General features: G+C 50.4%; 7 protein-coding genes. 2 read left to right on the forward strand and 5 right to left on the reverse strand.

The genetic code is table 11. The features are described from left to right. Positions 1–171: 171 nt before the first annotated feature. The 4 genes from OOJ59_RS27435 to OOJ59_RS27450 form a co-directional block, all read right to left on the reverse strand. Positions 172–645 carry a hypothetical protein gene (locus OOJ59_RS27435; protein ID WP_044864453.1) on the reverse strand — a complete coding sequence of 158 codons (474 nt, stop codon included), beginning with the start codon at positions 643–645 and terminating at the stop codon, positions 172–174. A gap of 71 nt (positions 646–716) precedes the next feature. Continuing rightward, positions 717–1,169, reverse strand: coding sequence for a hypothetical protein (locus OOJ59_RS27440; RefSeq protein ID WP_160387433.1), 453 nt, complete (start codon positions 1,167–1,169; stop codon positions 717–719). Positions 1,170–1,204: 35 nt separating this feature from the next. Continuing rightward, positions 1,205–1,921 carry a helix-turn-helix transcriptional regulator gene (locus OOJ59_RS27445; protein WP_044864451.1) on the reverse strand — a complete coding sequence of 239 codons (717 nt, stop codon included), beginning with the start codon at positions 1,919–1,921 and terminating at the stop codon, positions 1,205–1,207. 243 nt (positions 1,922–2,164) lie between these two features. Next, positions 2,165–3,040, reverse strand: a complete 876-nt coding sequence (locus OOJ59_RS27450) for a GTPase family protein (RefSeq protein ID WP_044864450.1) — start codon at positions 3,038–3,040, stop codon at positions 2,165–2,167. Between the two features lie 555 nt (positions 3,041–3,595). Between OOJ59_RS27450 and OOJ59_RS27455 the strand changes: the two genes are divergently transcribed. Together OOJ59_RS27455 and OOJ59_RS27460 are read left to right on the forward strand one after the other, a co-directional pair. Further along, entirely contained in the window at positions 3,596–5,380 is a 1,785-nt protein-coding gene (locus OOJ59_RS27455; RefSeq protein WP_044864449.1) for an ATP-dependent nuclease, read from the forward strand. Further along, positions 5,367–7,184 carry an ATP-dependent helicase gene (locus OOJ59_RS27460; RefSeq protein ID WP_044864448.1) on the forward strand — a complete coding sequence of 606 codons (1,818 nt, stop codon included), beginning with the start codon at positions 5,367–5,369 and terminating at the stop codon, positions 7,182–7,184. The genes OOJ59_RS27455 and OOJ59_RS27460 overlap by 14 nt, the downstream gene beginning before the upstream one ends. Before the next feature lie 369 nt (positions 7,185–7,553). Here OOJ59_RS27460 and OOJ59_RS27465 read toward each other — a convergent pair. Then, the coding region (locus tag OOJ59_RS27465; RefSeq protein WP_214096584.1) for an IS1 family transposase at positions 7,554–7,665 on the reverse strand (112 nt) is incomplete at its 5' end.

Consider the following 7,665-nt stretch of genomic DNA (forward strand, 5'->3'; position numbering starts at 1 on the left):
GCTATCGACTGAAGCAGAAACGAAAGGCCGGGGTTATAGCTGAAGCTAATCCTGAGTAAACAAGGTGGATCAATATTAAACCGTTGGTGGTGGCGGTAAGTGGATCACTTTTTACCCGTTGTTGACAGGTGTTGGTGTGTTGCGGGCTGTAGAGAACTGAAATGTGAAAGATTAATCGCTGTAATGGGTGGTTCTGCAGCCACTGAGGTCAGACAATTCTTTCTGCGTATTCTTCAGACCCGGACTGAAGGTACCGACTTTTTTATCGTTGACGTAAACATCAAAATCCCCAGCCTGGCTCAGGGCGTCAATAAATGACACCCAGGCATTGTCACCGTTTCGCCAGCCGAGGAATGACGGTAACGGATACTGACTGTTATCCATGACGACCGTTATTTCCGTCCCGTCGTCATGAGAACTTACTGATGTTCCATCAGGCAGGGTGAGATTAACGCCGTGTTGCAGAATATTCTGCGCATCCGGATTGCCAGTACAGTTCAGATTAAACACCACCTTATCCGGGCTGGTAATGATATATTCGGTCACGCCCATCCCAAAACCACTCGTCCACATATTGGGAATAGCCTGTGCTGTTGATACAGAAGCCAGTATAGCTAATGTAACTATTACGTAAGGCAGTCGCATAATGTTGTCCTCAAATCATGTAATAAAGCTTTTGTTGTTTAAAACAATAAGGTAATGAAAAAACAGTTGGATTATTTTATTTGTTTGTAGCGAAACGCTTCTTTCCCGGCATAAATCCCGACGAGATCGTCATAACGAGGGTCCTTTTTATTCGTGCGGAACGTTACTTTCATATTCGGACTGCACATATCCTTCATGGTGAGATTGAATTCTTTACCTGGCGTAATCGTATAGCCTGCTGCTACACCGTCTTTACTGGGAGTGATCCACCCCCAAATGCCGCCCGGACAATCTCTGGAAGGTTTCGAGCGAACAACAATAAACCATCCCATTGAATCCACTTCCGTCGCTATACACAGTTTTCTGACCTGTCGGTGGGCATCACACCAGAATATATTCCCACTCTTATTATTCACTGCCGCAGGCAGGAACCCGCTATAAGGACGTGCTGCGTGAGCATTACCTGCGATAAGTAAGGGGAACAATATGACTGGCAGTAAAGACAATAACTTCAATTTTTTCATTGCATTAACCTTACATTCAATTATGGAGGCAATCTCTAATCAGTTTGTCCGGATTGCCCCCGACTTTCTGATGGAGAAAATGAATTCAGCGACTGCTGAATAAAACAGAAATGAGGTAAGGCAGAGATAAAATGTTTATCCTCCGACAGCCGATGGAGAAGCTCACTGCGAATAAATGTTTCCCGGGATTGCCTTACCAGATGAATCTCATCCAGCCGGAAGACACGTAATTGCCTGTTATGTTCAGCGACCAGATACCAGTAACCATCCAGGGCGATTAGCCGGTAAGGTGCAACGGCCTCATGACGCTCCCCTTCAGTCAGAATGGTGATGCGCTGACATCCCGAAATAGCTCTGACCAGCCTGTAGAAGCAGAGCTTTCCTGCCGGGGGATGAGGTCTGTCCTGATGCCATACCAGACAGGGTCGCTCATCACAGTCCAGCAGGCTGCTGACCAGTCGCCGGTCAAAGCCCGGGAAAACCTCGGCCAACCCCGTGCGGTGAGCAAAGGTCAGAATATCTATTTCCTGCCGCGTACTGTGAATATCTGAGCGCAGACTGCACTGCCCCTGGTAATAATCCAGGTCGAGATACATCAGACGTTCCCGAAAGTCACGACGTAACGTGCGCTCTGACACCCCGAATTCAGTTGCCAGTTTGCGAATAAACAGAGTTTCACCGGACACCAGACGGCTGATAATCAACGACAACCTGACGGCAAGCCGGTCATGTCGCCGCTCCTGAAGCGTCATGAAAGATTTCTCCTGAGAAGTTAACTCTCTGAATTAATAATGATTACTTTAAAGGAAGGAGTGGACAGGGTATGGACAACATCGGAACTATTTTTTATGAGCAGTCCAGCCTTGTGGGCGCTCGTCTGACAGATAATGATGCTTCGCCTGATTTAATTGATGATAAAACGCAGTGGAAAGGACGTGTCCACAATCAACACATCATTAACAACCAGTTCATCATTCGCAGAGAAAATTGCGATATCAGAAGAATATCCAGTCCCAGACGGCCCGTGCGACCGACACCACCGCATAACGCACGGTACGAATCACCGTTTTCAATGGCGCAGGCAGGAATGACGATGACTCAGCCGTATCGAAAACAAGGCCCACAGCGTCACCGAAACTGTCACGGGCCTGCGACTTTACCGGCTCTGTGCAGAGTCTCCCGTGCAGTTGTGTCACCACCGGGCTGGTGGCGCGGTCAGGCAGACAGCGCATCATGGTTGCCACCATATCCTCAATACCCCATCCAGTGCTGGCGGACACCGCACAGACCGGATGATGCGGTTTAAACATCGCCATAATCGCAGCCTGCTTCGCTTTAAGATTTCCCTGTTGGTGTGTTGAAGGTTTGCTGGTGAGGGTATCCCATTCATAACAGGGTTCGATTTTGTCGGCCTGGTTAATCACAAACAGTACCTTTTGCCTGTAAGGTTGCATCACACCGAGCCAGAACTGCTCGTCCACGGTCAGTGCCCGATCATCGGCCTTAATGACCCACAGAACCAGGTCCAGCTCCGGCAGCATTCGACGGTACAGGGCCCGGTACTCATGATCCCGGCGCCCGTTTTCACCTACACCCGGTAAATCGACAATCACCAGACTGTGACGACCGCTGCGCAACCGGAAGCGCAGTACGTCGCGAGTACAGGCGTTCACATCACTCACCGGGGACACCTCGCCCTGGAAAAGTTCGTTGCATAGAGAGGATTTACCTGTACCACTTTTGCCCATGATTCCAATCACCGGCTCGTAATGGGTCACGTTCTGGATACGTTCAAGAATAAGCTGGCGAAGTGTGCACGGAAGCGACGCAAGCGGTTGTTCAAAGGCCTGAAGGCCGTCAGGTTTATTCATACAGAAGTCTCAGCGTGAAAAATTAAAAACCCCGCAATCCAGTCAGGAAGGCGGGGATTCAATGAGATAATATCTGTCTGAAATTATTTGGAATTTTAGATTAACGCAAAGGACTTTGTGCAGTCCAAGACTGAAAGATCTCCGCTTAGCGCCAAAGTCAGACGGTGCTAAGTCTGTACTGTACTACTTTGACGAGGCCAGTCAGTGTCTGTTGATATTGTGCCGTATCGCTAGAGTGTGTGAAGCACACCGCCGTGCCAGTTCATCGGTCTGGTCGGCCAATGGGAGTAATGCATTGCACAGAGTGCATTGTAAGACTGTGACGACAAACAGCCACTATGTGAGATGGATCATAGGCATGTTTTAGCTCTCTGTTACGATAGGTTGTTACCTTCGTTGGACGCATAGATTTGAACAGTAAAAAATGTGCTATGACCAAGTACCGTTCTGATCGCAACCGTATCCCTCAGCAAATTTGGTCGTGCCAGGCAATCTCTTGTGGTTTGAGTTCTACTCTTATTTTGGGAAGATAATTAAAAAGATAGGGAGGCAGTAATGCGGATTTCCCGAATCCGGTTAATTAATTTCGCCAACTTCTCCGATGTTGATGTTGAAACGGGTGAGAGTATTGTTATTGTTGGTGAAAACAAGGTTGGCAAGAGCAATTTTATTCGCGGCCTGCAGCTGATTCTTGACCCAGGGTTGTCTGAGCGTGACCGTCAACTGGGTTTTGAACATTTTTGGGATGGATTGGGCGAAGACAAACTGGGGGAGACCATCGAAATTTCAGTGGATCTTACTGAGTTCACTGACGATCCCCGATTGATGGCTCATCTGAATGACTGTGTCCTAAATCCGGGGCCTCCGATGGTGGCCCGTCTTACCTACCGCTTTCAGCCCAAAACCGCGTTAAATCGAGCTCCTGAATCGTTAAAAGATTATGAGTATGTGATCTTCGGTGGAGCTGATCCTGACATGCATATTGGTGGTGCCTTTCGCCGTATGTTGCCCATTGATGTTCAAGGCGCGTTGCGTGATGCCGAGAAGGACCTTTCAAGCTGGCGTAATTCACCCTTAAGACCGCTTATTGAAGAACTGTCCGCATCTCTGGACGACGAGACTCGTGAGGAGATTCAAACCCAAGTTGATGAGGCTCAGCGGGAACTGGCTGATCATGATGAGGTGGCAGCGACAGCCGAACGAATTAGCGAAAGGTTGATAGCTATCGCAGGTGAGCAACATGCCGTTCCGGTATCGCTCGGACTTGCACCGACTCGCGTTGATGCGCTGCTACGTAGCCTGCGTTTGCTGCTTGATAGTGGCATTCGTGGCATTGGCGATGCCAGTCTGGGGACAGCTAATCTGATTTTTCTTGCCCTAAAAAGCCTCGAACTTGATCGTCTTGTTAATGACGGAGAACGAGACCATACGTTTTTCGTAGTCGAGGAGCCGGAAGCGCACCTACATCCGCACGTACAGCGCCTGGTTTACCGTTATTTCCTAGGGACTGACGGAGACAATGTTGATGAAGGAACACCGTTGACAACGATCCTGACCACCCATTCCCCGCATATCGCCAGCGTCACACCAATCAGATCCATCGTTTTGCTGCGCCATGATCCGGAGGGAGGGAAGACGATTGCGGTTTCAACGGCAAACGCACCTTTTACGCCGCGGGACGAAGATGATCTGCAGCGCTATATCGATGTCACTCGCGGCGAAATATTCTTTTCACGTGGGGTGATCTTGGTGGAAGGGGATGCTGAACGCTTTCTTGTCCCAGCATTCGCTGATGCTCTTAATATTCCCCTAGATATGCTTGGGATCACGGTGTGCTCGATCGGTGGAACAAATTTCACTCCGTATGTGAAGCTCCTAGGGCCGCGGGGACTCAATATTCCACATGTGATTCTGACAGACCGCGATCCTGAGGAGGATGGAGAGCCGCTGGTTCGTAAGAGATTTATCAATATCTTAGACGTGCTTGAGAGCGATGTTGATCATGATGATATGACTACCGAGGAGGTGATTGCACGTGCCGGAGATTTTGGATGCTTCGTCAATGAGACCACTCTGGAGCCAGAGCTGTTTACCGGTGGACTGGGCGAAGCCATGAAGTTGGTTATCGAGCAGGAATTGTCTCCTAGACGAGCTACTCTGAACAGGATACAGGCGTGGGTGGATGACACGGACCAGCTTGATAATGTCCGGTTGTTGAAACTGATTGAGCGAATTGGCAAAGGGCGGTTCGCCCAAGCGCTGGCACCCTCGGTGTCGGAGGATGTATGCCCGGATTACATTCGTGAAGCACTGGAGTATATCTGCGATGCCGTCACGTAGTGTCAGTGCAGCCTACTTAGCTCAGGCTGCCGAGCTGGCCGGGAATCCGGGCCAGTTATCCGCGTATCACTCCCAGGGACACTGCGTGGTGCTCGCGGGGCCGGGGAGTGGTAAGACAAAGACGCTTGTGCTGAAGCTGGCACGAATACTAGCTGAGGATGTTCAAGCTCCACGTGGTGCGGCATGTATCACATATAGCCAAGAATGCGCACGCGAGCTAACCCGTCGTCTCGAAGCGCTGGGGCTTAGAGAGGCACCGAATCTCTTTATTGGAACCGTTCATGGGTTCTGCTTGCGCCATCTGTTGATGCCCTATGGGCGACTGGCCGATCTGCCAATCCCATTTCCGCTGTCAGTAGCGTCTCAGCGCGAGAGCGAACGGTTACTTCGACAATCTGGTGACCGTCTCTTTGGCGCAAACCATCCCTATAAGGCTATTGATCTCGGACGGCATCGCCGTTCGGTGTTGAATCGCAACAGCGTTGCCTGGCGTACAGAGGAGGAACTCGCTGCATGGGCCGAGGCCTACGAAGCTGCATTGCGGCAGCAAGGGCTAATAGACTACGACGATATGGTGATATTTGGTCAGCGTCTGATAATTGAGCATGATTGGGTTCTGCCCCTAGTACAGGCGAAATTTCCGATCCTTGCGGTAGATGAATATCAAGATTTGGGCGTGGCACTCCATCGTATGGTCAAACGTCTGGCTTTCGAGGGAGGCGTACGCTTATTTGCAGTGGGTGATGCAGACCAATCTATTTACGGTTTCACTGGTGCCGATGGTGCGTTACTACTAGAACTGGCAGGCAGGAGAGACGTTGAAACAGTCCGGCTCCAGTTGAACTATAGATCAGGAGCGGACATCGTGAATGCATCGGAGATGGTGTTGGGTGAGGTTCGTGGTTATCGCGCAAACGACCCAAACCGCCAGACAACCATTGCGTTCCAGCTGTGTCCGGATGGCTTGGGGGATCAGGCTGTCTATGCTGTCGAGCAGATTATTCCTACTGCGTTGGCTGCTAAGCCGGGCCGAACACTTGGTGATATCGCCATTCTGTACAAGGACTACCGTGCCGGCGATGTTGTGGCCGATGCGGTGACAGCTAGCGGTTTTGATTACATTCGTGTGGATACCGCAGCACCTTATCGCAAAGTTGCCTTGACGAGCTGGGTGGAGGATTGCGCAGCATGGTGTGCTGGCGGTTGGCGTATCGGGCGCCCTCAACTGCGCGGACTTATAGACCGTTATCTGGCATTTCATCGGGCAAGGCTGGATGATGCATGCGCCCGGAGTAAGGGGCAGGAGTTAACCAGGCTACTTTGGGCACTTCGTGCCGACCAACATTCTGCATCCGATTTTGTCGCGTCGTTGCGCAACGGTCTCGTTGATTCCCTGCTGGCAACTGAACCAACGCTTTCTGATCAGGCTGAGCAACTAGATCGCATGACTGCAGCACTTGCCGAAGGCGGTGCGTTAGCGATGTTGGATATCACGAGCCTAGGTGGTCGTGACGGTTCACCTGAGCACCTCAATTTGCTGACACTTCACTCAGCCAAAGGTTGCGAATATGACGTGGTTATCATGGTCGGCTTAGATCTGGGGAATTTGCCGTGGCGTAATGAGACGCCAGAGAAGCTGCGTGAAAGCCGACGTCTTTTCTATGTGGGGCTGACCCGCGCACGGGACGAGGTGCATATGCTGTATTCCGGTTTTGTTGATGGTCGCTACGGCCCTATGCGTCTAGGGCGTTCCCCATTTCTGGATGAACTGGAGGAGCGAATGAGAGGGGCAGGTTTAAGGTAGTCGGGAATAAATGCGTCATCGAGTCTGTGGACGGCCAGTAAAAGAAAACACCGGTTATCAGGCCACATTCCAATGCTCAAGCTAAGGCAAAATGCATCAAAATTAAAATTCTAGGTGCGAGCTGAGGGCCTCAGATGCTTGAAGAAATGTTCGTCACAGACTTAGATGGCCTTCGCAAGGTTAATCCGACCCGATATCTTTTCATTCATTGTCCACTACTTGCACAGAATGGGCGAGCTAACTGGGTTGAAGACCCGCTATGTGCCAATAGCAAACGTTACCAAGACTGTTGTAACACAATCCATTTGAGCAAGTTAAAGCGTTCTTCTCATGTAGTTTATCTTTGATGAAGCCGGTAATGACTCCAACTTAATGATAGTGTTTTATGTTCAGATAATGCCCGATGACCTTGTCATGCAGCTCCACCGATTTTGAGAACGACAGTGACTTCCGTCCCAGCCTTGCCAGATGTTGTCTCAGA

It is taken from the genome of Citrobacter sp. W9 (assembly GCF_026719375.1).
GTDB classification, from domain to species: Bacteria; Pseudomonadota; Gammaproteobacteria; order Enterobacterales; family Enterobacteriaceae; genus Citrobacter; species Citrobacter werkmanii.